This window comes from Micromonospora palythoicola (assembly GCF_036689795.1).
Lineage (GTDB): Bacteria > Actinomycetota > Actinomycetes > Mycobacteriales > Micromonosporaceae > Micromonospora > Micromonospora palythoicola.
The window spans coordinates 1-24,536 of the sequence record NZ_JBAGKI010000050.1; the positions used below are offsets into that span (position 1 = coordinate 1).

Here is a 24,536-nt window from a genome sequence, read left to right on the forward strand (position 1 = left end):
GGGGCCCCGGGCCCGCCGGGTGCCGGGCCCCGCCTGCCCGCCCGGTGGGCCCCCCCCCACCCCCCCCGGGGGGGGGCACGACGGACCCGCCGGTACGCCGGCCGGGTGTGGTGTGGGGAAGCTCCGCACCCGGCCGGCCACCCACCCGGTGCGTCGTCCTCCGCACCGACCGCCGCGGGCTGCCGCGTCGACGGATCCGACCCGTCGTGCACCTGCCCGCCCCGGCTCATCTGGAGGAGACCATGCCGACCAGTCCGGCTCAGGCACCGACGGTGCCCGCGAACGTGCTGCCGCACCGTACTCCCGTCCAGTTGCTCGCGGTGGCCCGGCAGGGGCTCGCCGAGGCCGCCCGGACCGGCCCCGACGGCCTCCGGTACGCCGCCGCCCATCTCGCGGCCCTGCGCGCCGCCGCGGCGGTGCTCGCCGCCCGTGCTCGTCCCGCACCCACCCGACGCCACCGGATCACCAGCGTCTGGGTCCTGCTCGCCAACGTCGCCCCCGAGCTCGACGAGTGGGCCGGCTACTTCGCCCTCGGTGCCGGCAAACGGGCCGCCGCCGAGGCCGGCATACCCCGGGTGGTGACCGCCCGGGAGGCCGACGACCTGCTCCGCGCCGCCGAGGAGTTCGTGACGGTGGTGGAGGCGGCACTCGGCCTGGCACACCAGCCGGCGATCGACGGTCTCGTCGCCTGAGCCGCGGCGTCCGGCCGCCTCGGCGGGACCCAGGGTGGCCGGACGTCGCCCCACCACACGCGCGTTCTTCTGATCCACGACAGCACCATCCACGGGCCGGATGTCCGTGGCGACGACGGGGGAGGTCCGATGGCGGGCCGCATGGTGGTCGGTTCCGCCGCGCTGGCCGGGCTGGTCCGCCCGGCCAGCGCACCCGACCCGGCCGGTGGGCACCGGGTGCTGCCCGTGCGGCCCGAGCTGACCGGGCTGCTGCCCAACCGGGGGCTGCGGCGCGGCAGCACCGTCGCGGTCGGCGGTGGACAGGCCCGATCCGGTGGCACCACCTCGCTGCTGCTCGCGCTGCTCGCCGAGGCGTCCCGCGCCGGATCCTGGTGTGCCGTGGTCGGGATGCCGACCTTCGGGGCCGGGGCGGCGGCCGAGGCCGGCATCGTCCTGGACCGGCTGGCCCTGGTGCCGCAGCCCGGTCCGGAGTGGCCCACCGTCGTCGCCGCGCTCATCGACGGGGTCGACGTGGTGGTCACCGCGGTCCCGTCCACCGTCCCCGCCTCCGTCGCCGACCGGTTGGCCGCGCGGGCCCGGCAACGCGGCAGCGTGCTGGTGCCGTACGGCCGGTGGGACGGCGCGGACGTGACGCTCCAGGTGGTCCGTGGGATCTGGCAGGGACTCGGGCCGGGGCGGGGACGGTTGCGCCGCCGGGAGGTGACCATCTCGGCTCGCGGGCGGGGTGCCGCCGCCCGGCCCCGGGAGGTCAAGGTCTGGCTGCCCGGTGACGAGCTGACCCGGGTCATCCCCGGCCCGGCCACCGTCGCCCGGCCGGGTGCCACGCGCCTGCGGGTGGTGGCGGGCCGTGGGTGAACCGGTCCGGACGCTGCTGCTGTGGTGCCCGGACTGGCCGGTACTCGCCGCCGAGATCGTCGACGGGGTGCCCGCCACCGGGCCGGTCGCGGTGCTGCACGCCAATCGGGTGATCGCCTGTTCCGAACGGGCCCGCGCCGAGGGGGTACGCCGAGGGCTGCGTCGGCGGGAGGCGCAGGGACGCTGCTCCGGGCTCACCGTCGTCGACCACGATCCGGGGCGGGACGCGCGGGCGTTCGAGCCGGTGGTGGCCGCGGTCGAGGAGGTGGCGGTCGGGGTCGAGGTGATCCGTCCGGGGGCCTGCGCGCTGGCCGCTCGGGGGCCGAGCCGCTATCTGGGTGGTGAGGAGGCGGCCGCTGAGCGGATCGTCGAGCACGTCGCCCTCAGTTGTGCGGTGGAGAGCCAGATCGGTGTCGCCGCCGGGGTCTTCGCCGCCGGACTGGCCGCCCGCGAGGGGCGGATCGTCCCGCCCGGCGGGACACCGGAGTTCCTGGCCGGTCAGCCCGTCGAGGCGCTCGGCCGCCCCGCCCTGGCCGACCTGCTGCGCCGGCTGGGGGTACGCACGCTGGGCGACTTCGCCGCGCTGCCGGCCGGCGACGTACTGGCCCGGTTCGGGTTCGACGGGGCGCTGGCTCACCGGCTGGCCGCCGGACGGGACGACCGGCCGCTCGCGGTCCGGCGCCCGCCGGCCGATCTGACGGTCACCGCCGACCTAGACGAACCGATCGACCGGATCGACGTGGCGGCGTTCGCGGCCCGGACGCTGGCCGAGCAACTGCACGAACGGCTCGCCGGGCACGGACTGGCCTGCACCCGCCTGGGCATCGAGGCGGTCACCGCACACGGCCAGGAACTGCACCGGGTCTGGCGGCACGACGGGCTGCTCACCGCGGCGGCGATCGCCGACCGGGTCCGTTGGCAACTGGACGGCTGGCTCTCCGGTGCCCGGCGCGGCGGTGACCGGCCGGCCCGTCCCACCGCCGGAATCATCCGGCTGCGGCTGCTGCCGGACGGGGTGCTGGCCCAGGCCGGTCTGCAACCCGGGCTGTGGGGGGAGACCGGCGCGGAACGCGAGCGGGCGCACCGCGCGCTGAGTCGGGTGCAGGGTCTGCTCGGTCCCGAGGCGGTGGTCACCGCGGTGCTCGGCGGCGGACGATCCCCGGGCGACCAGACCCGGCTGGTGCCCTGGGGCGACGAGCGCCGGCCCGCCCGCCCCGGTCCGCCGGCGCTGCCCGCACCCGTCGAGCGCTCCTGGCCCGGTCCGGACGTCGAACCCGCCGGCTCCGGTGGGTCGGCCGGCTCCGGTGGGTCGGTCGCCTCCGGGTTGGCCGGCTCTGGTGGGTCGGCCGGCTCCGGGTTGGCCGGCTCCGGTGGGTCGGCCGGCTCCGGTGGCAGGCCGGTGGCCTCCGGCGGTGGACCGGCCCGTGCCGGTGGGCGGCGGGTGAACACCGGGCCGGCCGTACCGTCCTGGCCGGGGCGACTGCCGCCGCCCTCGCCGGCCGTGGTGCTGCCCGTCCCGCTCGCCGCGAGCGTGCTCGACGCCACCGGCGCGCCGGTGGTGGTGAGCGCGCGGCTGGCGGTCAGCGCGCCACCGGCCCGGCTGAGCATCGGCACGGTGCCGTCGCAGCCCACCGGCCCCACTCCCGCCCCGGGTTCCGCCACTGCCACCACCGCGTCGGCCACCACCGCGTCGGCCACCGCCCTTCGTGGTGGGACGCTCGCGTCGGCCGAGATCGTCGGTTGGGCCGGTCCGTGGCCGGTCGACGAGCGGTGGTGGGCACCGGCCGAGGCCCGCCGCCGAGCCCGGTTCCAGGTCCGCCTCGCCGACGGCAGCGCCCTGCTGCTGGCCGTCGAGTCCGGCCAGTGGCTGCTGGAGGCGATCTATGACTGACGTGGATCTTGGTACGAAACAGCCCTCCAGAGGGTCGTTTCGTACCAAGATCCTGAGGGGACGGGGTGCGACGGCGAGGTGGGGGTGGTGAGTTTCCACAACCCCCGGTTGCCGTGGTCGGAGTTGGAGCGGGTGCTCTCCGGGCGGTCGGGCGGCGGGCAGGGCGGCGGCGGGCCGGGCGACGGGCGGCGGCACCTGTACGTGGTGGATCCGCTCGCGGTCGACGCCGACGGGGGTGACTCACCGGCCTGGAGCCGGCGGCGGGAGCACTACCGGCCGCCGGAGCTGGCCAGGCCCGACGGCGTGCCGGCGTACGCCGAGCTGCACGCGCACACCAACTTCAGCTTCCTCGATGGTGCCAGCCATCCCGAGGAACTGGCCGAGGAGGCCGTCCGGTTGGGGCTCACCGCCCTCGCCGTCACCGACCACGACGGGTTCTACGGCGTGGTGCGGTTCGCCGAGGCGGCCCGCGCGCTGGGCCTGCCGACGATCTTCGGAGCGGAACTGTCCCTCGGCCTGCCCGGTCCGCAGAACGGCGTACCCGACCCGCACGGCAACCACCTGCTGCTGCTGGCCCACGGCCACGAGGGGTACGCCCGGCTGGCCGCGACCATCGCCCGAGCCCAGCTGCGGGGCGGTGAGAAGGGCCGCCCGGTCTACGGTGAGCTGGAGGAGATCGCCGCCGACCTGCGCGACCACGTGCTGGTGCTCACCGGCTGCCGCAAGGGGCACGTGCCGGCCGCCCTGCTCACCGAGGGGGTCGACGCGGCGGCCCGCGAGCTGGACCGGCTCACCGCGCTGTTCGGCGCGGAGACGGTGGCGGTGGAGTTGACCGACCACGGGCATCCGGTCGACGGCGACCGCAACGACGCCCTGGCCGAGTTGGCGACCGCCGCCGGCCTGCCCACGGTGGCCACGAACAACGTGCACTACGCGACACCGGGGCGGCGTCGACTGGCCACCACCCTGGCGGCCGTGCGGGCCCGACGCAGCCTGGACGAGATCGACGGCTGGCTGCCCGCGGCGGGCACCGCCCACCTGCGTGACGGCGCCGAGATGACGGCCCGGTTCGCCGCCTACCCGGGCGCGGTGGCCCGGGCCGCCGAGTTCGGTGCCGAGCTGGCCTTCGACCTCCAGCTCGTGGCACCGCAGCTGCCGGCGTACCCGGTGCCGCCGGGGCACACCGAGATGAGCTGGCTGCGCCACCTCACCGAGCAGGGCGCCCGGGAACGCTACGGCCCGCGCGCGGCGCACCCGCAGGCGTACGCGCAACTCGACCACGAGCTGAACATGATCGAGGAACTGGGCTTTCCCGGGTACTTCCTGGTGGTGTACGACATCGTCGACTTCTGCCGGCGGGCGGACATCTACTGCCAGGGCCGGGGTTCGGCGGCGAACTCGGCGGTCTGCTACGCGCTGCGGATCACCAACGTGGACGCGGTTCGGCACCGGCTGCTGTTCGAACGCTTCCTGGCTCCCGAGCGCGACGGGCCGCCCGACATCGACGTGGACATCGAGTCCGACCGCCGGGAGGAGGTCATCCAGCACGTCTACGCCCGCTACGGCCGGGAACACACCGCCCAGGTGGCCAACGTGATCTCCTACCGGCCCCGCTCGGCGGTGCGGGACGTGGCCAAGGCGTTCGGCTTCCCACCCGGCCAGCAGGACGCGTGGAGCAAGCAGATCGACCGCTGGGGCGACGTGGCCACGGTGGACGTGCCGGAGATCCCCGAGCAGGTGGTCGCGTACGCCAACGAACTCCAGACGTTCCCCCGGCACCTGGGCATCCACTCCGGCGGCATGGTGATCTGCGACCGGCCGGTGATCGAGGTCTGCCCGGTGGAGTGGGGTCGGATGCCCGGCCGCAGCGTGCTCCAGTGGGACAAGGACGACTGCGCCGCCGTCGGCCTGGTCAAGTTCGACCTGCTCGGCCTCGGCATGCTGTCGGCGTTGCACTACGGCTACGACATGATCGGGATGAGCCTGGATCTCGGCGACATGACGCTCGACGACCCCGAGGTCTACGACATGCTCTGCCGGGCCGACTCGGTCGGGGTGTTCCAGGTGGAGAGCCGGGCCCAGATGGCCACCCTGCCCCGGCTCAAGCCCCGGACGTTCTACGACCTGGTGGTCGAGGTGGCGCTGATCCGGCCCGGCCCGATCCAGGGCGGCTCGGTGCACCCGTACATCCGGCGCAAGAACGGCCAGGAGCCGGTGACCTACGCGCATCCGCTGATGCGTAACGCGCTGGAGAAGACCCTCGGCGTGCCGCTGTTCCAGGAGCAGCTGATGCAGCTCGCCATCGACCTGGCCGGCTTCGACGCGGCCGAGGCCGACCAGCTGCGCCGGGCGATGGGTGCCAAACGGTCGGTGCAGCGGATGGAGCAGATCGCCGACCGGCTCTACCGGGGCATGGCCGAGCGCGGCATCACCGGTGAACTGGCCGACGACGTCTACCGCAAGCTCACCGCGTTCGCCAGTTACGGCTTCCCGGAGAGCCACGCGATGAGCTTCGCCTACCTGGTCTACGCCAGTTCCTGGCTGAAGCGCTACCACCCCGGTCCGTTCCTGGCCGCGCTGCTCAGCGCCCAGCCGATGGGCTTCTACTCGCCGCAGACCCTGGTCGACGACGCCCGCCGGCACGGCGTGCAGGTACGCCGACCGGACGTCAACGCCAGCGACGCGAAGCCGGTGCTGGAGTCCACCCCGGACACCCGCTGGGGCAGCCGGGCGGGTGAACCGCCGCACGCCTGGGGGCTGGGCGGTCCGGCGGTCCGGCTCGGGCTGTCCAGCGTGCGTACCCTCGGCGACGGGGTGGCCGAGCGGATCGAGGCCGAGCGGGCGGCGAACGGCCCGTACCGCGACATGCCGGATCTGGCCCGGCGGGTGGGGCTGACCGCCGCCCAGTTGGAGGCGCTGGCCACCGCGGACGCCTTCGCCTGTCTCGGGCTGACCCGGCGGCAGGCGCTCTGGGCGGCCGGCGCGGCGGCCCAGGAGCGGCCCGGCCGGCTGCCCGGCACGGTCACCGGTACGGAGGCGCCCGTGCTGCCCGGAATGGAGGAGGTGGACCGGCTGGTCGCCGACGTCTGGGCCACCGGTTTGTCGCCGGAGAACCACCCGGCCCGGTTCATCCGGCCGCAGCTGGACGCCGTGGGTGCGATCCCGATCGACCGGTTGGGCCGGGTGGAGCCGGGCCGGCGGATCCGGGTCGGTGGGATCGTCACCCACCGGCAGCGGCCCGCGACCGCCGGTGGGGTCACCTTCCTCAACCTGGAGGACGAGACCGGCATGCTCAACGTCACCTGCTCGCCGGGGCTGTGGCAGCGGCATCGACGGGTGGCCCGCACCAGCACGGCGTTGGTGGTGCGGGGCCGGCTGCAACGGCACGAGGGGGTGGTCAACCTGGTCGCCGACCGGCTGGACCCGATCGAGGCGCCGGTCCGCCCCTCTTCCCGCGACTTCCGCTGACCAGCTTCGATCCCGGTCAGCTGGTTTGAAGCCCGCCGGGCAGGAGAAGTGCACCTCCGGGGGTCGTTCTGGCTCAGTCGTCTCGGGAGGATGCCATGTCACGCACTGTGCGGATGACCGCGATCGCCGCGACACTCGCACTGGCGGCCAGCGGTTGCGGGGGAGTCGGCAGTGGCGGTGACGGCGGCGGGACCGCCACCGAGGGCGCGCTGAGCACGATGGGGTTCGGCCTCTCCGACGAGATCGCCACCACCCGGGTGGACGCCTTCCGGCAGGACCACCCGAAGGTCGACCTGCGCATCGCCGAGGGCGCCTTCGACGAACAGCAGTTCCTGTCGGCGGTCGCCTCGGGCAACCCGCCCGATCTGGTCTACCTGGACCGCAAGCTCGTCGGCACGTACGCCACCCGCGGATCCATTCAACCGCTCACCGACTGCGTCGAAGACCAGGACATCGACCTGGGGCAGTACCGTCCGGCCGCCCGGGAGCAGGTCACCCTCGACAACGTCGTCTACGGAATCCCCGAGTTCTCCACCGTCCGGGTGCTCTATCTCAATGAGGCGGTGCTCCGCCAGGCCGGGGTCACCCCCGACCAGGTCGACCTCGCCGACTGGGCCGCCCTCGCCACGGTCAGCGAGAAGCTGGCGCGGGTCTCCGGTGGCCGGCTGTCCCGCATCGGCGTCGACCCGAAGATCCCCGAGTTCCTGCCGATGTGGGCCAAGGCCAACGGCGTCGACATGATCTCGACGGACGGCCGGACCGCCCGCCTGGACGACCCCAAGGTGGTCGAGGCGTTGACCACCACCGTGTCGTTGATCGAGGAACAGGGCGGCTGGGGCAGGTTCAAGTCCTTCCGCGACACCTTCGACTTCTTCGGCGCGCAGAATCCGCTCACCGAGGAACAGATCGCAGCCTGGCCGATGGAGGAGTGGTTCCTCAACCAGGCGGCCAAGAACAGCCCGGACGCCGAACTGCTCGTCAGGCCCTTCGTTGACCGGCAGGGCAACCCGCTGACCATGTCCTCCGGGCAGGCCTGGGCGGTCACCAAGGGCGCGAAGAACCCGGACGCGGCCTGTGCCTTCGTCAAGCAGATGACCGCCACCGACACCTGGCTGGCGGCGGCGAAGGCCAGAGCCGAGGCGCGTCGGGCCGAGGGCCAGCCGTTCACCGGGGTCTGGACCGGTAACGCCGAGGCCGACAGGCGGATCTTCGAGGAGCTCTACCAGCCGACCGGCAACCGTCGCTTCGACGAGGCGGTCGAGGTCATCCGCTCGGTGCAGGACACCGCCTTCGCCCTGCCGGCCTCTCCGGCCGGCGCCGAGTTCGACAAGGCGTGGACCGACGCGGTCAACCGGGTGCTCTCCGGCCAGACCGAACCGGGCGAGGCCATGGCGCGGGCTCAGCGGGAGGCCACCGCCGCCCTCGAACAGGCGTCGAGGTAGGTCCGCCGATGGCGGCGACCGTCACCACCGCCACCACGGGCCGCCGGCGCCGTACGCCACTGGCCCGGCGGGAGGCGCGGTGGGCGTACCTCTTCCTCGCGCCCTGGATCGTCGGCTTCCTGGTGTTCCAGGCGGGGCCGATGATCGCCAGCGCCTGGCTCAGTTTCACCGAGTACGACGTGATCAACACGCCCCGGTACACCGGGCTCGACAACTACCGGCAGCTGATGTCGGATCCCACGGTGGCCCGCAGCCTGGGCAACACCGTGTACTACACGGCGTTGCACGTGCCACTGTCGATGGCGCTCTCGCTCGGGCTCGCCCTGTTGCTGCACCGGGTGGGGCGGTGGCAGGGCTTCTTCCGTACCGTCTTCTACCTTCCGGTGATGACCCCGGCGGTGGCCGTCGGCATCCTGTTCCTGCTCCTGCTCAACACCCAGGACGGCCTGATCAACCGGGCGTTGGCCGTGGTGGGGGTGCAGGGGCCGAGCTGGACGACCGACCCGTCCTGGGTGATGCCGGGAATCGTCCTGATGAGCCTGTGGAGCCTCGGCTCGACGGTGATCATCTATCTGGCCGCGTTGCAGAACGTGCCCCGCGATCTGTACGAGGCGGCGGCGATCGACGGGGCCGGCGGCTGGTCCCGGTTCCGGCACGTGACGCTGCCGATGATCTCGGGAGCACTCTTCTTCACCCTCATCGTCAACACCATCGCGTCGCTACAGATGTTCACCGAGGTCTACACCATGTACTTCGGGAACCGGCAGACCCAGGGCAGTTTCAACAGCGACGCGGCCACCTTCTACGTCATCCACCTGTTCCAGGAGGCGTTCCAGTTCCTGCACATGGGGTTCGCCTCGGCGATGGCCTGGCTGCTCTTCGTGATCATCTTGGTGATCACGCTGGTGCAGGTCAAGCTCAGCAACCGTTTCGTCTACTACGAGGGGGATGACTCGTGACGTACCGCAGCGGCAACAGTTCGGCCGGTGCCGGGCGCCCCCGTTCGCGGCGCCGACCGGGGACGTGGCGATGACCGCCGCGATCGAACGGACCGCCAGGGTGCCCGCCGAGCCGGACACCGCCGCGCGGCCGTCCGAGCCCGACGCCGGGAAGGCGCCGTGGTGGCGGAGGGCGATCTTCGTGACCCTGCTGCTGGCCGCCGCCGTGGTGTTCACGCTGCCCTTCGTCTGGTTGATCAGCGCCTCACTGCGTCCCCGGGAGTACGTCTTCGCCCCGGGCCTGCTGCCGACACCCTTCGCGCCGGGCAACTACGCCGAGGCGTGGTCGGCCGTACCCCTGCTGACCTGGCTGGGCAACAGCCTCGTGGTGGGTGTCGCCGCGGCCGCGGCGGTCACCATCTCCAGCGCCTGGGTGGCCTTCGGCTTCGCCTACTTCCGGTTCCCCGGCCGGGACCTCCTCTTCGGGCTGGTGCTGGCCACCATGATGCTGCCGTTCGCGGTGACCATGATCCCGACCTACCTGATCTGGTCGGAGCTGCGGCTCACCGGCACCCAGGTACCGCTGTGGGCGGGGAACCTGTTCGGCTCGGCGTTCTACATCTTCCTGCTGCGTCAGTTCCTGCTCTCACTGCCTCGGGAGTACTTCGAGGCCGCGCGGGTCGACGGCGCCAGTTATCCGCAGCTGTTCTGGCGGTTGGCCTTTCCGCTGATCCGTCCGGCGTTGCTGGTGGCGTTCGTCTTCGAGTTCAAGGCCAGCTGGACAGATCTGATGAAACCGCTGATCTACCTGCGCGACGAGCAACTGTTCACCCTTCCGCGCGGGCTCAAGGTGGTGCTCGACCGGTTCGGCTACGGCGGTGAGCAGCAGTGGGAGGTCGTCCTGGCGGGCAGCGTGCTGGCCACGGTACCGATGCTGGTCCTGTTCTTCCTCGCCCAGCGGCATTTCGTCGAAGGCATCGCCACCAGCGGGCGTAAGGGATGACCCGGTCGGCCCCGCCGGGCGGAGGGGTCTCGGCGGCCGGTGTCGGCGTGACTAGGCTCGACCGGGTGGAACAGACCCCAGGCCCGGCCGGGCCGCCGCTCACCCCCCGTACCGCCGTGGTCTGGTCGGTGCTGCGCGCCGAGCTGGACCGCCGGCCGGCCGCCGAGCTGACCGTGCTGGACGTGGGGGGTGGCACCGGCGGCTTCGCGGTGCCGCTGGCCCGGGCCGGGCACCGGGTGACGGTGGTCGACGCCAGTCCCGACGCGCTCGCCGCGCTCAGTCGCCGGGCCGCCGAGGCGGGGGTGGCCGGGCGGGTACGCGCGGTGCAGGGTGACGCCGACGCGCTGGCCGGGCTGATCGAGCCGGCCAGCGTCGACCTGGTGCTCTGCCACGCCGTGTTGGAGGTCGTCGACGAACCGGCACCTGTGGTGTCCGCGCTGGCCGGCGTGCTGCGACCGGGCGGTGCGGCGAGCGTGCTGGTCGCCGGGCGGGCCGCCGCCGTGCTCGGCCGGGCGATGAACGGGCACCTCGACGTGGCCGCGACCCTGGCCGCCGACCCGGTCGGCACCGCCGGCGAGCGGGACACCCTGCGCCGCCGCTTCGACGTCGAGGGCGCCGCCGCGCTGCTGGCCGCCGCGGGGCTCACCGTCGAGGAGATCCACGGCGTACGCGTCCTGGCCGACCTGCTGCCCGCGGCCGTGGCGGACGGTCAGGCCGCGGCCCTGGTCGAGTTGGAGCGGACGCTCGCCGCCCAACCACCCTGGCGGGACGTCGCGGCCCAGCTGCACCTGTTCGCCCGCCGCCCGGCATGACCGGCGTGCTCGGCCGGGCTCGGCCGCTGGAGGTCGTCGCGCCGGCCTACGGCGGCGGCAGTCTCGCCGACGTACTGCCCAGTGCGCTGGCGGTGCTCGGTGTCCCCGGGGTCGCGGACCCGCTCGGCCTCGCCGCCGAGCTGTCCGGGGTGCGCCGGATCGCGGTGCTGCTGGTCGACGGCCTCGGCTGGTACCAGATCCCGACCGCCGCGCCGTACGCGCCGACGCTGGCCGGCCTGACCGCCGCGTCCGGTCGACCGCTCACCTCCGGTTTCCCCTCCACCACCCCGACCAGCCTGGTCACCCTGGGCACCGGCGTGACGCCCGGCGCGCACGGGGTGCTCGGCTTCACCGTGTGCCGTCCGGGCACCGAGCGGGTGCTCAACCACATCGAGTGGCGCGACGGCGATCCCGACCCGCTGCGCTGGCAGCCGGTCCCCACCCAGCTGGAACGGGCCCGGGCGGCCGGGGTGGCGGTGACCGTGGTGAGTCGACCGGAGTTCGGTGGCACCGGTCTGACCCTGGCCGCCAACCGGGGCGGTGACTACCGGGGCGCGGCCGGGGTCGACGCCGTGGCCGCCACCACGCTGGCGGCGCTGACCGCCGGACCCGGTCCGACTCTCGTCTCCGCCTACCACCCGGACGTCGACCGGCACGGTCATCTCAGCGGCGTCGACTCGTTGCCGTGGCGGGTGGCGGTGACCGAGTTGGACGGACTGCTGGCCCGGTTGGTGGACGGGTTGCCGCCGGACGCCGCGCTGCTGGTCACCGCCGATCACGGGCAGCTCGACATCCCGGACGGAGACCGGTTCGACCTGGACACCGACCCCCGGTTGACCGCCGGGGTGCGGGTGGTGGCCGGCGAGCCCCGGGTGCGCTACCTGCATGTCGCGCCCGGGGCCACCGCCGACGTGGTGGCCGCCTGGTCGACCGTGCTCGGCACCGCCGCCCGGGTACTCACCCGTGCGGACGCGGTGGCCAGCGGCCGGTTCGGACCGGTGGCCACCGGCCACCTGGACCGGATCGGCGACGTCGTGGTGATCTGCAACGACACGTACGCCGTGCTGGCCAGCCGGTCGGAGCCGCCGATGGTGTCCCGGTTGGTGGCCTTCCACGGTGCGGACACCGCGGCCGAGATGACCATCCCGTTGCTGGTGGTGCGGGGCTGACCGGCCGGAATGTCAGCCCGGCGGGCTAACCTGCGCGGGTGGGCCGCAGCCAGTCGCTACCCCGGGGCGGCGATCCCCGGTTCGGGCCCGGTGCCGACGACGCCGGGTGCCCGATCCTGCACGTCGACATGGACGCCTTCTACGCCTCGGTGGAGGTCCGGCACCGACCCGAGCTGCGCGGCCGGGCCGTCGTGGTCGGCGGCGTCGGTCCGCGCGGCGTGGTCAGTTCGGCCAGCTACGAGGCCCGGCGGTACGGCGTCCGCAGCGCGATGCCCACGATGCGGGCCCGTGCCCTCTGCCCGCACGCGGTCTTCCTGCCCCCCGACTTCGCCCGCTACTCGGCGGCCTCGCGGGCGGTCATGCAGATCTTCCGGGACGTCACGCCGCTGGTCGAGCCGCTCTCGCTGGACGAGGCGTTCCTCGACGTCGCCGGTGCCCGGCGACTGTTCGGCCGGCCGGCGGAGATCGCCCGCCGCATCCGGGAGCGGGTCGCGACCGAGCAGGGGCTGACCTGCTCGGTCGGGGTCGCGCCGAGCAAGTTCGTGGCCAAGCTCGGCTCGACCCGGGCGAAGCCCGACGGTCTGCTCGTGGTGCCGGCCGACCGGGTGCTCGACTTTCTCCACCCGCTACCGGTCGGCGCGTTGTGGGGGGTGGGGGAGCGTTCCGAGCAGGCACTGCTGCGGCTCGGGCTGCGTACCATCGGCGATCTCGCGCAGGCGTCGCCGGGCATGCTGCGGACCGCGCTCGGCGGGGCGGCCGCCGCGCACCTGCACGAGCTTTCCTGGGGTCGCGACCCACGTCGGGTCAGCCCGGAGCAGGCGGAGAAGTCGATCGGCGCGGAGGTCACCTTCGACGTGGACGTCGACGACCCGGCCGAGATCCGCCGGACTCTGCTGGCCCTGGCGGAGAAGGTCGGTGCCCGGTTGCGGGCCGGCGGGCAGGTGGGACGGACGGTGTCGCTCAAGGTCCGCACCGCCGACTTCCGCACCGTGAGCCGGGCCCGCACCCTGGATGTGCCGACCGACGTGGCCCGGGAGATGTTCGACACGTCGTGGGCGCTCTACACCGCGTTGAACCCGGGTGAGCGGATCCGCCTGCTCGGGGTCCGGGCGGAGGGACTGACGGCGGCGGACCAGACGCCGCAGCAGCTCGCCCTCGGGCAGCCGGAGCGGGGCTGGCGGGAGGCGGAGGTCGCCGCCGACGCGGCGGCTGCCCGTTTCGGGCGGTCCGTCATAGGACCGGCCAGTCTTCTCAGCGGGCGCGAACCCCGACGAAATGAAAATCCGACCCGACCGTAGGTCGTCCCGCTTTCCGACGCGCGAGGGCCCTCGTAGACTTGCGGGTAAGCAGCCGGTTGGCTGCCACGGTCTGTCGGTCCGACCGGACCGACCAACGTGACCGGGGAGGAGTGCCGTGCCGCTCTCGGAGCACGAGCAGCGGCTGTTCGAGCAGATCGAGCGGTCGCTTGCCGAGGACCCCAAGTTCGCCTCGGCCGTGCGCGCCAGCGATCCGCGCTTCCACGCGCGGCGTCGCCTGCTCGTCGCTGCCGGCGTGATCATCGCTGGCCTGGCGTTGCTGGTCTATGGCGCGGTGATCAAGACTCCGCCGCTGGCAGTGGCGGGATTCGTAGTCATGCTGGCCTCGGCCGCGTTCGCGGTGCAGTCGCATCGTCGGGCGCAGTCACCCGACCTGCACGTCGTCGGGGGCACGGCGAGTCGTCGCCGGTCCCGCGGCCGTGCCGGCCGGAAGTCGGGTTTCCTCGACCGGATGGAGGACCGGTGGCGGCAGCGCCCGGAGGGGCACCGCTGATCCCGTTCCGCCGCTGACGAGGAGACAGGTCACCCCGGGCCGACGTGCCCGGGGTGAGTGGCGCGCGAACGGCCCAGGTGCCGTGGCGACGCGTCGGGTTGCCTGCTGCCGTCGTGGTTGTCGTCGTCGCCCGCCCTGTCGGATCGCCGTCTGTCGGATGACTGTCGAGACCTGGCCGAGGCCCGGGACGGTCACCGAACGACACGCCTAGGGGCGGACAGAGCATTCAACGAACATGTCAGGGTGACATTCCGGTCACCCTGACACGTGTCGCGAAAACCGACCGGGTTACCCGTCACACTCCGTCACAACACTGCTCGGCCCGCACGTCTCGCCGGCAACGCAGATCATCGACTCGCGCGGCTGGCGATCAGCCGGCGTGGACTGAATCGCAGCAGCCTGCGGCGTACCTGCCCGGCCGAGTTGACCAGTCGGGACGAGTTGTCCGCGATGGCCGTGCGCCACCGGGACAACACCGACGGCGGCAGCACGGTCGCCACCAGGCGGGTCCGCCGATCCGCCTGCCCGGCAAGTGCGCCACGCACCGTCCGCAGGGCCGCCGGCAGCGGTTCGCCGGTCAACGGGTCCCGGGCGTAACGGGCCCGCTCCTCCGCCCGACCGAGCAGGCGTACCGCCGACCCGGCGTCGTCCTGCGTGGCCAGCCGCTCCCGGGCCAGCCGCTCCGCCGTGGCGCGTGGGGTCTCCGTCCGGTCCACCCCGATCCGGTAGTCGACGAGCGTGTCGATCAGTTCGTCCCAGGCGGCGTGCGCGTCGGCCCGCGCCCGGTCCGGATCGGTGGCGACCACCACGACCGGTTGACCGGTCGCGGACGGGGTAGCGTCCGACGCGTCGACCGTCCGCACCACCGGTGCCGGCCGGCCCCGACGGCGACGCAGGGCGAGCCGGCGCAGTGCGGGTACGGCGAGCAACACCAGCAGCGTCAGGACGCTGGCGGCGACCAGCCACGGCCAGCGGGGCCGCTGCTCGGCGGGAGTGTCGGAGCCGGCCGCCGCGCCCGGGTCCTCGCCCTCCTCGAACTGGTTCGGTCCCTGCTCCGCGTCGGCCGACGGGTCCGTCTCGTCGGGGGTGTCCGACGTGCCGCCCTGCGGCGTGCTCTCCTCCGGGGCGTCCACGTCCGGTGCCCAGGCCGAGCGGGTCGAGCCCGGCACACCGTAGGCCGGGGTGGCGTCGAAGGGCACCCAGCCGATCTGGTCGAAGTAGACCTCGGTCCAGGCGTGCAGGTTGCGGTTGGTCAGGGTGAGCGTGTCGTCGCTGCGCCGGCTGCCGTTGGTGAACCCGAAGGCGACCCGGGCCGGGATCCCCGCGTCGCGGACCATCCAGGCCAGCGCCGCGGCGTACTGCTGGCAGTAGCCGACCTTGTTCTCCAGGAAGTCGAGAATCGCCTGGCCGCTGGTGCCCTGCTCGGTGCTGAGCCGGTAGCTGAAGCCGTTGTCCTCGGAGAAGTAGTCGTAGATGGCCCGCACCTTGTCGTACTCGGTGCGTGCCCCCCGAGTCAGGTCCTCCACCAGGGTGCGGACCTCCGGCACGTCCGGCGTCACGGTCTGTTGCCGGCGCAGCGGCAGGTCCGCCGGCAGCGGTCGGGCCCGCCGCAGGGCCTGCGGGCTGTACGACGAGCGCACGTAGTCGAAGGAGTACTCCTTGCCCCGGGAGTTCTCCCGGTTGGAGAAGACGACCTGCAGGTTCGGGTCGTAGAACCAGCTGTTGCCCAACTCGGCGAAGCTGACCGGCTCGGCGTAGACCGGCAGCAGCGGCATGTTCAGCTCCCGGCTGACCTGCACGGTGGCCCGTTGCCGGGTGCGCTGGACGCCCGGCACCGAGCGCCCCGAGGGATCGGGCAAGTCGCCGTTGACCCGCCTGCCGTTGGGGCCGCGCACCCGGAAGCCGTCGGCACGCAGGTCGTCGGCGACCCCGAAGCGCAGGTAGAAGGGCTCCTCCTCGGTGGTGGTGACGGTCACCAGGTCGGTCACCTGGGACTGGTTGAGCTGCCCACTGAGCGCGGCGAAGAGGTCGACCCGACCGGGTGAGCCGCCGAAGCCGGGACCGATGCCGGAGCCGGTGCCGGAGTTGAGGGTGGACATCAGCCCGGCGGTCATCCCGGGCACGGCCAACGGCACCAGCACGGCCAGCGCGAGGCCCACCACCGCCAGGCGGCGGCCGGCGGCGGCCAGCGGCGACGACTCCCAGACGTCGACGTCGCGGCCGTCGCCGGTGAACCGGCGGCCGAACCGGCGGACCCGGTCCACGTTGTCGGTGACCAGCAGCCACAGGAAACCGGCGGCGCCGATCGCGAACGGCACCGGCGGAACGCTGTCCACGTAGACCGCCACCGGCACCGAGTAGATGGCGAGCATCGGCAGACCGGCCAGGGCGGGGCGGCGCAGCCCGACGCAGAGCACGTCCACCAGCACCGCCACCCCGCCGATGCCGAGCACCGTGACGAACAGCAGCGGGTCGGTGTCCGGGACCTTCACGCCGTGGGAGCGCATGTCCTCGACCGAGTTGCCGAGCAGCTCGGCGAAGTGCCCGAATGTGGCCGGGGTGGGCAGCACCGCCAGCAGTTCGCTGCCGCTGGGGAACAGCCAGGTCAGGGCGAGGGTGAGGCCGCCGACCATGGCCAGGATCTGGACCCACAGCGGGGTCCGGCCGAGGCGGGCCAGCGCCGCCGCGGCCGCCACCGCGGCCACCGCGATGACCGCCTGGACCAGCCACGTCCAGCGTTCGAAGATGGCCGACAGCGGCGCCGCCGCGAGCAGCGTCGCGCCGGCGGCCACCAGGCCCAGGTTCCGATGGGCGATCATGAGGGGGACCTTCCGTTCATCGCACGCCGCCGGCCACGGTCTCGGCCATCGCCGCCCGTAGCGCGAACCCCTGCGAGCCCCGCCCGGCCTGCGGCCAGAGCGCCGGTAGCCGGCCGCCGTGGTCGACGCCGATCACCCGCCAGCCGGAGTGCAGCAGCGCCAGTGCCGCGGTGTCGTGCGCCTGATCGGCCTCCGCCCGCGCGGGCGTCGGCAGGTTCAGCCAGGCGGAGCTGTCCAGCAGGAAGCACACACAGGTGGCGCCGTTGGCCCGCAGCCCGGCCAGCACCTCCGCCTCGGCGGTGCTCAGCGACCCGAACAGGCCGATGATCAGCCCGCCGTCGGCGCGCTGCCGGACGTGCTGCACCAGGGTGGTGATCTCGACCCGCTGGTCGAGCCTGACCTCGGCGAGCTGGTCGAGCAGCAGGCCGTCGCCGGCGCCCTCGGTGGCGTCGACGTCCGCGCCCGAGCCGGTCACCAGGCGAAGCTTGTAGCCGGCCTGGCGCAGATGCACCGCGATGCTGGCGGCGGCGGAGACCGCCCACTCGAAGCTGGCCGTCGGCCCGTCGCCCCGGTGGCCGTACGCGCGGGTGTCCAGCAGCACCGTCGCCCGGCTCTCCCAGGGCTGCTCCTCCCGTCGCACCATCAGCTCGCCGGTGCGCGCGGTCGACTTCCAGTGCACCCGGCGCAGGTCGTCACCGCGCCGGTACTCCCGGGTGGCCGCGTCGTCCTCGCCGTGCACCGCCACCGAGCGGGCCCGGCTCTCACCGCTGCCGGCGTACTCACCGGGCAGCCGCACCGACGGCAACGGAACCACCTGCGGGACGACCGTGAGCCGGTCGGTACCGGGGAAGGCGCGGGTGAGCTCGCAGAGGCCGAACGGGTCGGTCATCCGGACCACGAGCGGCCCCACCTCGTACCGGCCCCGCACGTCGGCACGCACCGTGTACGCCACGGAACTGGCCTGGTGCGCGCCGAGACGTTCCAGCACCACCCGGGGCCGGCTGCCCAGGGCGTACGGGAGCCGGTCCTCCAGCAGCAGGGTGCCGGTGGGTAGCCGGGACATGTTCTGCAGGCGCAGCACCACCCGGGCGGTCGCGCCGACCGGCACCCGGTGTGGCTCCAGCGACCGGTGGCAGGCGAGCTTGTAGCGGCTGCGGCCGACGTAGAGCGCGGCGAGCAGCGGCAGGACGGCCAGCAGCACGGCCACCCGCAGCAGGTCCTTCTCGCCGAGGATGCCGGCGGAGACGGCCGCCGCCACCCCCGCGGCCAGGAAGGAGCGGCCGCGGGTGGTCAGCCCGCGCAGCCCGACTCGCACGTCACGGCCTCCGCGGCTCGAAGGGGGCCCGGCCGTTACCGCCCGGTGGCCGGGTGTCGTAGGGCGAGCGCTTGCGGTCGTGCGGCAGCGGCAACCGGTGCACCAGGTCGGCGACGATCGCGTCGGTGGTACGCCGGGCGAGCTGGGCGTCGGCCGTGGGAATGATCCGGTGCGCCAGCACCGGCACGGCGAGCACCTGGAGATCGTCGGGCAGGACGTAGTCCCGCCCGTCGAGGGCGGCCACCGCGCGGGCGGTGCGCAGCAGTTGCAGGGTGCACCGCGGAGAGGCGCCCAGCCGCAGGTCGGGGGACTCGCGGGTGGCGGTGACCAGGTCTACCGCGTACTGCTTCACCGCGTCGGCGACGTGCACCTGCCGGACGTGACCGATCAGCCGGCGTACGGTGTCGGCGTCGGAGACCGGCCGCAGCCCGGACAGCGGATCGAGCGCCCCGTGCCCGTCGAGCATGGCCAGCTCGGCGGTCGGGTCCGGGTATCCCATCGCGATGCGGGCGGTGAACCGGTCGCGCTGCGCCTCCGGCAGCGGGTAGGTGCCCTCCATCTCGATCGGGTTCTGGGTGGCGATCACCATGAACGGCGTCTGCAACTGGTAGGTCACGCCGTCGACGGTGACCTGCCGCTCCTCCATGCACTCCAGCAGCGCGGACTGGGTCTTCGGCGAGGCCCGGTTGATCTCGTCGCCGACGACCAGGTTGGCGAAGACGGCACCCGGGCGGAACTCGAAGTCGTGGGTCTCCTGGTTGTAGACGCTGACCCCGGTGACGTCGCTGGGCAGCAGGTCCGGCGTGAACTGGATGCGGCGCACCGAGCAGTCGATCGACCGGGCCAGGGCCTTGGCCAGCTTGGTCTTGCCGACGCCGGGCACGTCCTCGATGAGCAGGTGGCCCTCGGCGAGCAGGACGGCCAGCGCCAGCCGCACGGTCGCGGTCTTGCCCTCGATGACCTGTTCGATGTTGGTAACGATCGCGTCACTGGCGGCGCGGAACTCGTCGTACGGCAGCAGACCGCCAACGTCGTCCCAGGTCTGTTGTGTCACGGGCCTCCTCCTCGTCGCCGTCACGGCAGCTCTCCTAGAGAGCACCTGGCCCCGCCGTTTCGTTCGCGACGTGCGAGCCTCATGTGCCGCGGCAATCTCACTGGCCTCTCAGGCTAACCATGTTTGTCGTCAACGCCGACCGCCGCAGGTGTTTGAGCGCTTACGCAGTGATTTGTCATTTACGCAGCGCATGTCGTCGGTTCTGCCGGGTAAGCGGGCCCGAATCCGCCTGCCCGGACGGGAGGACATGACGAGGTGATCCTCGCCGCCGCGCTCGCCTGGCAGGTCGGCCTGGCGGCCTGCGTACCGCTGCTGGTGCGGCGTTTCGGCCGCGACGCCGGGTATCCGCTGGCCGCCGGCTACCTCGCCGGGGCGGCACTGCTGCTCAGCCGGTTGCCGGTGATCCTCGACGACCGGGAGGTCGCCGTGGCGTGGCGGTGGCTGCCCGGACCGGAGGTCCACGCCGCGTTGCGGATGGACGCGCTGGGGTTGGTCTTCGCGTTGCTGGCCCTGGGTGTGGGCGCGCTCATCATGGCCTACTGCCCCCGCTACCTCGACGGCACCGAGGTGGAGCAGGAGCGGGTGTACGTCACGATGACCCTCTTCGCCGCCGCGATGCTGGGCCTGGTCCTCGCCGACGACCTGCTGGTGCTCTTCGTGTTCTGGGAACTCACCTCGATTCTCTCCTTCGTCCTGATCGGGCAGGGCGGCCGGCCGGCGGCCACCGGACCGGCCGTGCGGGCGTTGCTGGTCACCGTCACCGGCGGTCTGGCGCTGCTGACCGCGATCGCGTTGCTGGCGGTGCAGGTCGGCACCACCAGCCTGGACACCATCGTGGCCGAGCCGGAGCGGCTGAACGGCGGACCGGCCTGGGTGGTGGGCACGCTGGTCATCGTCGCGGCGTTCACCAAGTCCGCGCAGTTGCCGTTCCATTTCTGGCTGCCCGGCGCGATGGTGGCGATCACGCCGGTGAGCGCGTACCTGCACGCGGCGACGATGGTGAAGGCCGGTATCTACCTGCTGATGCGCTTCTCGGCGGTGTTCGGCGGCTCCTGGGCGTGGGACGGCACGCTGATCGTAGTCGGGCTGCTCACCGCGATCCTCGGCGCGCTGCTCGCGCTGCGTCAGTACGACCTCAAGGCGCTGCTGGCGTACTCGACGGTCAGCCAGCTCGGCCTGCTGGTCGGCGTGATCGGCGTCGGCACCCCGGCCGCCGACGCGGCGGCGATTCTCTACACCGTCGCCCACGCGCTGTTCAAGGCGACCCTGTTCATGCTGGTCGGCATCATCGACCATCAGGCGGGCAGCCGTGACGTGCGGGAGCTGGCCGGGCTGCACCGGGTGATGCCGGCGACGGTCTGGCTCACCGTGCTGGCGGCGATGTCGATGGCCGGCCTGCCGCCGACCGTCGGCTTCGTCGGCAAGGAGGCGATCTTCGAGTCCCTCGGTGCGGCCGCCGGCGGAGGGTGGCTGGGCTGGTCCGCCGCCGGTCTCGGGGTGCTCGCCTCGGTGCTCACCTTCGCGTACGCGGCCCGTCTGGTGCACGGGATGGTGGAGGGACCGACCCGGCAACGCCAACTGCGCGAGCCGTCCTGGGCGTTTCTCGCCCCGGCCGCGGTGGCCGCGGTGGTGGCGACCGTGCTCGGCCCCACGGTGGCCGTACTGAGCCCGCTCGTGCAACGGGCCGCGGACGACGCCCGCCCGGAGGGTACGCCGCCCTACCTGGCGTTCTGGCACGGTCTCACCCCGGCACTGGGGCTGAGCCTGCTCACCGTGCTGCTGGGGGTGCTGATGTTCCTCGGCCGGGTCCGGGTGGACCGGTGGCTTCGGGCCGTACCCACCACCCCGCCGTTCGCCGAGTTGTTCGAGCGGGCCCGGCAGGCGGTGCTGCACGCGGGCTCGGTCGTCGCCCGGACCGCGCACGCGCCGGGCCCGGCGCCCTACCTGGCCCGGCCGTTGCTGGCGGCGGTGGTCCTGGCCGCGGTCGCCGCGGTGGCGCTGCCCGACGTCCCGGCCGGCCTCGGCGGTGACCCGGCCCGGCCCGGCGACTGGCTGCTGCTGGGACTGCTCGTGGCGGCCCTGGCCGGGTTGCTGGTGGTGCGCTCCGCGCTGGCCGCGATCGGGCTCACCGGAGTGGTGGGGCTGCTGCTGTCGGCGTGGTTCCTGACCCTCGGCGCACCGGACGTGGCGTTGACCCTGATGCTGGTGGAGGTGCTGACCGCGGTGGTCGTCATGCTGGCGCTGCGGCAGCAGCCGCGCCGGCTCGCCCCCGTCGGGCGACGCTCGTCGGTCACCGGCGCGGCCCTGCTCGCGGTCGCCACGGGTGTCGCGGCGGCTGCGGCGACGGCGGTGCTGACCGGGCGCGACCGGCTGTCCGAACCCGGCCGGTGGTACCTCGACCGGGCGGAGGAACTGACCGGCGGCGCCAACGTCGTGAACACCGTCCTGGTGGATTTCCGGGCCCTGGACACCCTCGGTGAGGCGGTGGTGCTCGCGGTGGTGGCGCTCGGGCTGGTCCGGCTCGCCGCCGGTCGGCCGGTCGAGCCGGCCAGGACCGGGCCCGCCGGCGACGACCTGGTGCTGGGCCTCGCCTACCGGGTGCTCGCGCCGGTGATGCTGCTCGCCTCGGCGGTGCTGTTCCTGCGTGGACACGAGGAGACCGGCGGCGGCTTCATCGGGGCGCTGCTGGCGGGCACCGCCGTCGGGCTCGGCCAGTTGGCGCACCCCGGCGGGGCGCCGCTGCTGGGCCGCCTCAGGTCGGCGCCGCTGGCGGCGACCGGGCTGCTGACCGCCACGGTCGCCGCTCTGGTGCCGCTGGCCGCAGGTCGGTCGCCGCTCACGCCGCTCACCCTCACCACACCGGATCCGCTGCCGTCGCCGTCCACGTCACTGCTGTTCGACCTCGGGATCTACCTGATGGTCCTGGCGCTGGTGGTGGCCGCGGTGCGCCGCCTCGGCGTACCGCCGGCCCGGCCGGCCGTCGCGGCGGACGCCGGAGGTGCCCGGTGAGCGCCGCATTCGTGGTCGGCGTCCTGGTGGCCGCCGGGGTGTTCCTGCTGCTGCGGCCGGGGCTGCTGCGCGTGGTGCTGGGCTTCGTGCTGCTCGGCCACGCCGTCAACGTGGTGCTGCTGGCCGGCGGTGGGCTCGGCCGGCGGACCCCGGCGCTGCAGGAGGTGGGCCCGGACACCGCCGACCCGCTGCCACAGGCGTTCGTGCTGACCGCCATCGTGATCACCTTCGGGGTCACCATCCACCTGCTCGGCCTGCTGCGACGCGGCGCCGGCGGGCCGGCCAGCGGCTCGGACCCCGCCGACGACGACGGCGACACCGAGTCCGGCGGCGACGGCACCGGTGCGGCGGGCGGGCCCGGCACCAGGGGGCGGCGGCGGTGAGTGGTCTTCTCCTGATCCCGGTGGTCGGGCCGCTGCTGGTCGCCGGGGTGCTGCTCGCCCTGCCGAACCGCCCCGGCCCGCATCGGGTCGGCGCGTTCGCCACCATGACGGTGGTGCTGGTGGCCGGCCTGGTCCTGCTGGCGCGGGCCAGTGGGGGCGCGCTGGTCGTGCTGCGCGTCGGTGGCTGGCCCGGACCGATCGCCATCAGCCTGGCGGCGGACGCGCTCAGCGCCCTGCTGGTCACGGTGACGGCGCTGGTGGTGCTCGGCTGCCTCGTCGCCGCCGTCGGCTCCGGAGACGACCGTCGCCCGTACTTCCTGCCGCTGGCGCTGGTGCTCTCCGCCGGGGCCTCCGGCGCGTTCCTCACCACCGACCTGTTCAACCTCTTCGTGCTGATCGAGGTCATGCTGGTGCCCTCGTACGTGCTGTTGAGCCTGGCCGGCGGGGTCGGGCGCGGCGGCGCGGGACGGGTGTACGTCGCCACCAACCTGCTCGGCTCCACCCTGCTGCTGGCCGGGGTGGCTCTGGTCTACGGCACCACCGGGGCGGTCGGGTTGGGTGAGCTGGCCGGCGCGGCACGCGACGAACCGACGGTCGCGGTCGCCGCCGGGGTGGTGCTGCTCGCCCTCGGCGTCAAGAGCGCGCTGGTGCCGCTGCACGACTGGCTGCCGCGCACCTATCCGGTGGCCTCGCCGGTGGTGGTGGCGCTCTTCTCCGGGCTGCTGACCAAGGTCGGCCTCTACGCGGTGATCCGGATCTACGCGGTGGTGTACGGCGGTGATCCCGGATACCGCTGGCTGCTCGGCGCGGTGGCGCTGCTGTCGATGGTGGTCGGCGTGCTCGGCGCGGTGGGCGAGAACTCGATGCGGCGGATCCTGACCTTCCACATGGTCAGCCAGCTCGGCTACGTGCTGCTCGGCGTGGCCCTGTTCACCGCCGCCGGCCTGACCGCGGCGGTCTACTACCTGGCCCAGTACATCCTGGTGAAGGCGGCGTTGTTGCTGTGCGCGGCAGCGGTAAGGGCCGGCCGGGGCACCGACCGGCTCGACGGCTCCGGCGGTCTGGCCGGGCAACGCCCCGCGCTGGCGGTGGCCTTCGCCGGGGCGGCGCTGTCGCTGGCCGGCCTACCGCCGTTCTCCGGCTTCCTGGCGAAGTTCCTGCTGCTGCGGGCCACCGCGGAAACCGGTGCCTGGCTGGCGATGACCGTCGCGGTGCTGGTCAGCCTGGTCACCCTGCTGTCCATGGTGAAGATCTGGAGCGCGCTGTTCACCGGCGACCCGCCGGCCTCGTCGACCGTGGCGCGGCGGATCGGACCGACGCTTGTCGGCCCGCCGCTGGCGCTGGCCGGCCTCTCCCTGGCGACCGGGTTGGCGGCCGCACCGCTGCTGGTTCTCGCCGACACCGCGGCGGCCGGACTGCGCGACCCGGCGGGCTACGTGCGGGCGGTGACCGGCCGATGAGCAGCGACACGATGACGATTCCCCGCCGCGCGGCGGTCCGGGTCCGACGCGTCCTGCGGTTCGCCGGCTACTTCGCCGTCCGGCTGGTCCAGGCGAACCTCGCCGTGGCCTGGGAGATCCTCACGCCAGGTTCCCGGCTGGCGCCCGCGGTGGTGCGGGTGCCGCTGCGGGCGGCCACCGACACGGAGGTGGCGGCGGTGGCGCTGGCGGTGAGCCTGACCCCGGGCACGCTGACCCTGAGCGTGCACCGGGCACCCACCGCCGCGCTGTGGGTGCACGGCATGTACGCCGCCGACCCGGTGGCGTTCCGGCGGGCGGTGACCGACCTGGAGTGGCGGCTGCTGGCCGCGCTGCGCCCGGCCGCCCACCCGGACGGTCCTGACGCCGGTCGTCCGGAGGCGGCCCGGAAATGACGAT

At 73.7% G+C, this 24,536-nt stretch carries 18 protein-coding genes; 15 read left to right on the top strand and 3 right to left on the bottom strand.

Annotated features, from left to right (window positions below; genetic code table 11):
* The first annotated feature begins 242 nt into the window (after positions 1-242).
* From V5O40_RS20225 to V5O40_RS20275, 11 genes are all read left to right on the top strand, one after another.
* Positions 243-692: an SAV_6107 family HEPN domain-containing protein gene (locus tag V5O40_RS20225; RefSeq protein WP_164449204.1), complete on the top strand. Its 450-nt coding sequence runs from the start codon at positions 243-245 to the stop codon at positions 690-692.
* A gap of 129 nt (positions 693-821) precedes the next feature.
* A complete protein-coding gene (locus tag V5O40_RS20230) occupies positions 822-1,547 on the top strand; it encodes a hypothetical protein (RefSeq protein ID WP_332906927.1) in 726 nt (241 codons plus the stop codon).
* Positions 1,540-3,438 carry a DNA polymerase Y family protein gene (locus tag V5O40_RS20235; RefSeq protein WP_332906928.1) on the top strand — a complete coding sequence of 633 codons (1,899 nt, stop codon included), beginning with the start codon at positions 1,540-1,542 and terminating at the stop codon, positions 3,436-3,438. Before V5O40_RS20230 ends, V5O40_RS20235 begins: the two co-directional genes overlap by 8 nt.
* A gap of 87 nt (positions 3,439-3,525) precedes the next feature.
* Complete coding sequence (locus V5O40_RS20240) at positions 3,526-6,906, top strand: error-prone DNA polymerase (RefSeq protein WP_332906929.1); 3,381 nt, start codon at positions 3,526-3,528, stop codon at positions 6,904-6,906.
* Between the two features lie 95 nt (positions 6,907-7,001).
* Positions 7,002-8,348: an extracellular solute-binding protein gene (locus tag V5O40_RS20245; RefSeq protein WP_332906930.1), complete on the top strand. Its 1,347-nt coding sequence runs from the start codon at positions 7,002-7,004 to the stop codon at positions 8,346-8,348.
* Between the two features lie 8 nt (positions 8,349-8,356).
* The gene (locus V5O40_RS20250) at positions 8,357-9,307 is read left to right on the top strand and encodes a carbohydrate ABC transporter permease (protein WP_332906931.1); all 951 of its coding nucleotides are present in this window, start codon (positions 8,357-8,359) and stop codon (positions 9,305-9,307) included.
* Complete coding sequence (locus V5O40_RS20255; RefSeq protein ID WP_332906932.1) at positions 9,297-10,289, top strand: carbohydrate ABC transporter permease; 993 nt, start codon at positions 9,297-9,299, stop codon at positions 10,287-10,289. Before V5O40_RS20250 ends, V5O40_RS20255 begins: the two co-directional genes overlap by 11 nt.
* On the top strand, positions 10,286-11,101 hold the full coding sequence (locus V5O40_RS20260) for a methyltransferase domain-containing protein (RefSeq protein WP_332906933.1): 816 nt from the start codon (positions 10,286-10,288) through the stop codon (positions 11,099-11,101). Before V5O40_RS20255 ends, V5O40_RS20260 begins: the two co-directional genes overlap by 4 nt.
* Positions 11,098-12,270 carry an alkaline phosphatase family protein gene (locus V5O40_RS20265; RefSeq protein ID WP_332906934.1) on the top strand — a complete coding sequence of 391 codons (1,173 nt, stop codon included), beginning with the start codon at positions 11,098-11,100 and terminating at the stop codon, positions 12,268-12,270. Before V5O40_RS20260 ends, V5O40_RS20265 begins: the two co-directional genes overlap by 4 nt.
* Before the next feature lie 38 nt (positions 12,271-12,308).
* On the top strand, positions 12,309-13,568 hold the full coding sequence (locus V5O40_RS20270) for a DNA polymerase IV (RefSeq protein ID WP_332906935.1): 1,260 nt from the start codon (positions 12,309-12,311) through the stop codon (positions 13,566-13,568).
* Between the two features lie 115 nt (positions 13,569-13,683).
* Complete coding sequence (locus V5O40_RS20275; RefSeq protein ID WP_203996867.1) at positions 13,684-14,079, top strand: DUF3040 domain-containing protein; 396 nt, start codon at positions 13,684-13,686, stop codon at positions 14,077-14,079.
* A gap of 347 nt (positions 14,080-14,426) precedes the next feature.
* Here V5O40_RS20275 and V5O40_RS20280 read toward each other — a convergent pair whose 3' ends face one another.
* From V5O40_RS20280 to V5O40_RS20290, 3 genes are read right to left on the bottom strand one after another with little or no spacing between them, the layout of a single operon-like run.
* Positions 14,427-16,898 (bottom strand): transglutaminase TgpA family protein, encoded by a 2,472-nt coding sequence (locus tag V5O40_RS20280; RefSeq protein ID WP_332906936.1) that lies wholly within the window; start codon positions 16,896-16,898, stop codon positions 14,427-14,429.
* 16 nt (positions 16,899-16,914) lie between these two features.
* Positions 16,915-18,213, bottom strand: coding sequence for a DUF58 domain-containing protein (locus tag V5O40_RS20285; protein ID WP_269737489.1), 1,299 nt, complete (start codon positions 18,211-18,213; stop codon positions 16,915-16,917).
* A gap of 1 nt (position 18,214) precedes the next feature.
* A complete protein-coding gene (locus V5O40_RS20290; RefSeq protein WP_332906937.1) occupies positions 18,215-19,267 on the bottom strand; it encodes an AAA family ATPase in 1,053 nt (350 codons plus the stop codon).
* A gap of 255 nt (positions 19,268-19,522) precedes the next feature.
* Here V5O40_RS20290 and mbhE point away from each other — a divergent pair, with 255 nt between their 5' ends.
* Genes mbhE through V5O40_RS20310 form a run of 4 tightly spaced genes read left to right on the top strand, consistent with a single transcriptional unit; the run spans position 19,523 to position 24,532 of the window.
* Positions 19,523-22,276, top strand: a complete 2,754-nt coding sequence (mbhE, locus tag V5O40_RS20295) for a hydrogen gas-evolving membrane-bound hydrogenase subunit E (protein WP_332906938.1) — start codon at positions 19,523-19,525, stop codon at positions 22,274-22,276.
* Positions 22,273-22,659 carry a sodium:proton antiporter gene (locus tag V5O40_RS20300; RefSeq protein WP_332906939.1) on the top strand — a complete coding sequence of 129 codons (387 nt, stop codon included), beginning with the start codon at positions 22,273-22,275 and terminating at the stop codon, positions 22,657-22,659. The genes mbhE and V5O40_RS20300 overlap by 4 nt, the downstream gene beginning before the upstream one ends.
* A complete protein-coding gene (locus V5O40_RS20305; RefSeq protein ID WP_332906940.1) occupies positions 22,656-24,119 on the top strand; it encodes a proton-conducting transporter transmembrane domain-containing protein in 1,464 nt (487 codons plus the stop codon). Before V5O40_RS20300 ends, V5O40_RS20305 begins: the two co-directional genes overlap by 4 nt.
* Positions 24,116-24,532 carry a Na+/H+ antiporter subunit E gene (locus V5O40_RS20310; protein WP_332906941.1) on the top strand — a complete coding sequence of 139 codons (417 nt, stop codon included), beginning with the start codon at positions 24,116-24,118 and terminating at the stop codon, positions 24,530-24,532. Before V5O40_RS20305 ends, V5O40_RS20310 begins: the two co-directional genes overlap by 4 nt.
* The last annotated feature ends 4 nt before the right edge of the window (positions 24,533-24,536 follow it).

What these genes read in the sequence shown, in the direction of transcription:
- V5O40_RS20245 (WP_332906930.1), top strand. Translation starts at nt 7,002, where the DNA reads ATGTCACGCACTGTGCGGATGACCGCGATCGCCGCGACACTCGCACTG.
- V5O40_RS20230 (WP_332906927.1), top strand. Translation starts at nt 822, where the DNA reads ATGGCGGGCCGCATGGTGGTCGGTTCCGCCGCGCTGGCCGGGCTGGTC.
- V5O40_RS20280 (WP_332906936.1), bottom strand. Translation starts at nt 16,898, where the DNA reads ATGATCGCCCATCGGAACCTGGGCCTGGTGGCCGCCGGCGCGACGCTG.
- V5O40_RS20260 (WP_332906933.1), top strand. Translation starts at nt 10,286, where the DNA reads ATGACCCGGTCGGCCCCGCCGGGCGGAGGGGTCTCGGCGGCCGGTGTC.
- V5O40_RS20250 (WP_332906931.1), top strand. Translation starts at nt 8,357, where the DNA reads ATGGCGGCGACCGTCACCACCGCCACCACGGGCCGCCGGCGCCGTACG.
- V5O40_RS20225 (WP_164449204.1), top strand. Translation starts at nt 243, where the DNA reads ATGCCGACCAGTCCGGCTCAGGCACCGACGGTGCCCGCGAACGTGCTG.
- V5O40_RS20265 (WP_332906934.1), top strand. Translation starts at nt 11,098, where the DNA reads ATGACCGGCGTGCTCGGCCGGGCTCGGCCGCTGGAGGTCGTCGCGCCG.
- V5O40_RS20255 (WP_332906932.1), top strand. Translation starts at nt 9,297, where the DNA reads ATGACTCGTGACGTACCGCAGCGGCAACAGTTCGGCCGGTGCCGGGCG.
- V5O40_RS20310 (WP_332906941.1), top strand. Translation starts at nt 24,116, where the DNA reads ATGAGCAGCGACACGATGACGATTCCCCGCCGCGCGGCGGTCCGGGTC.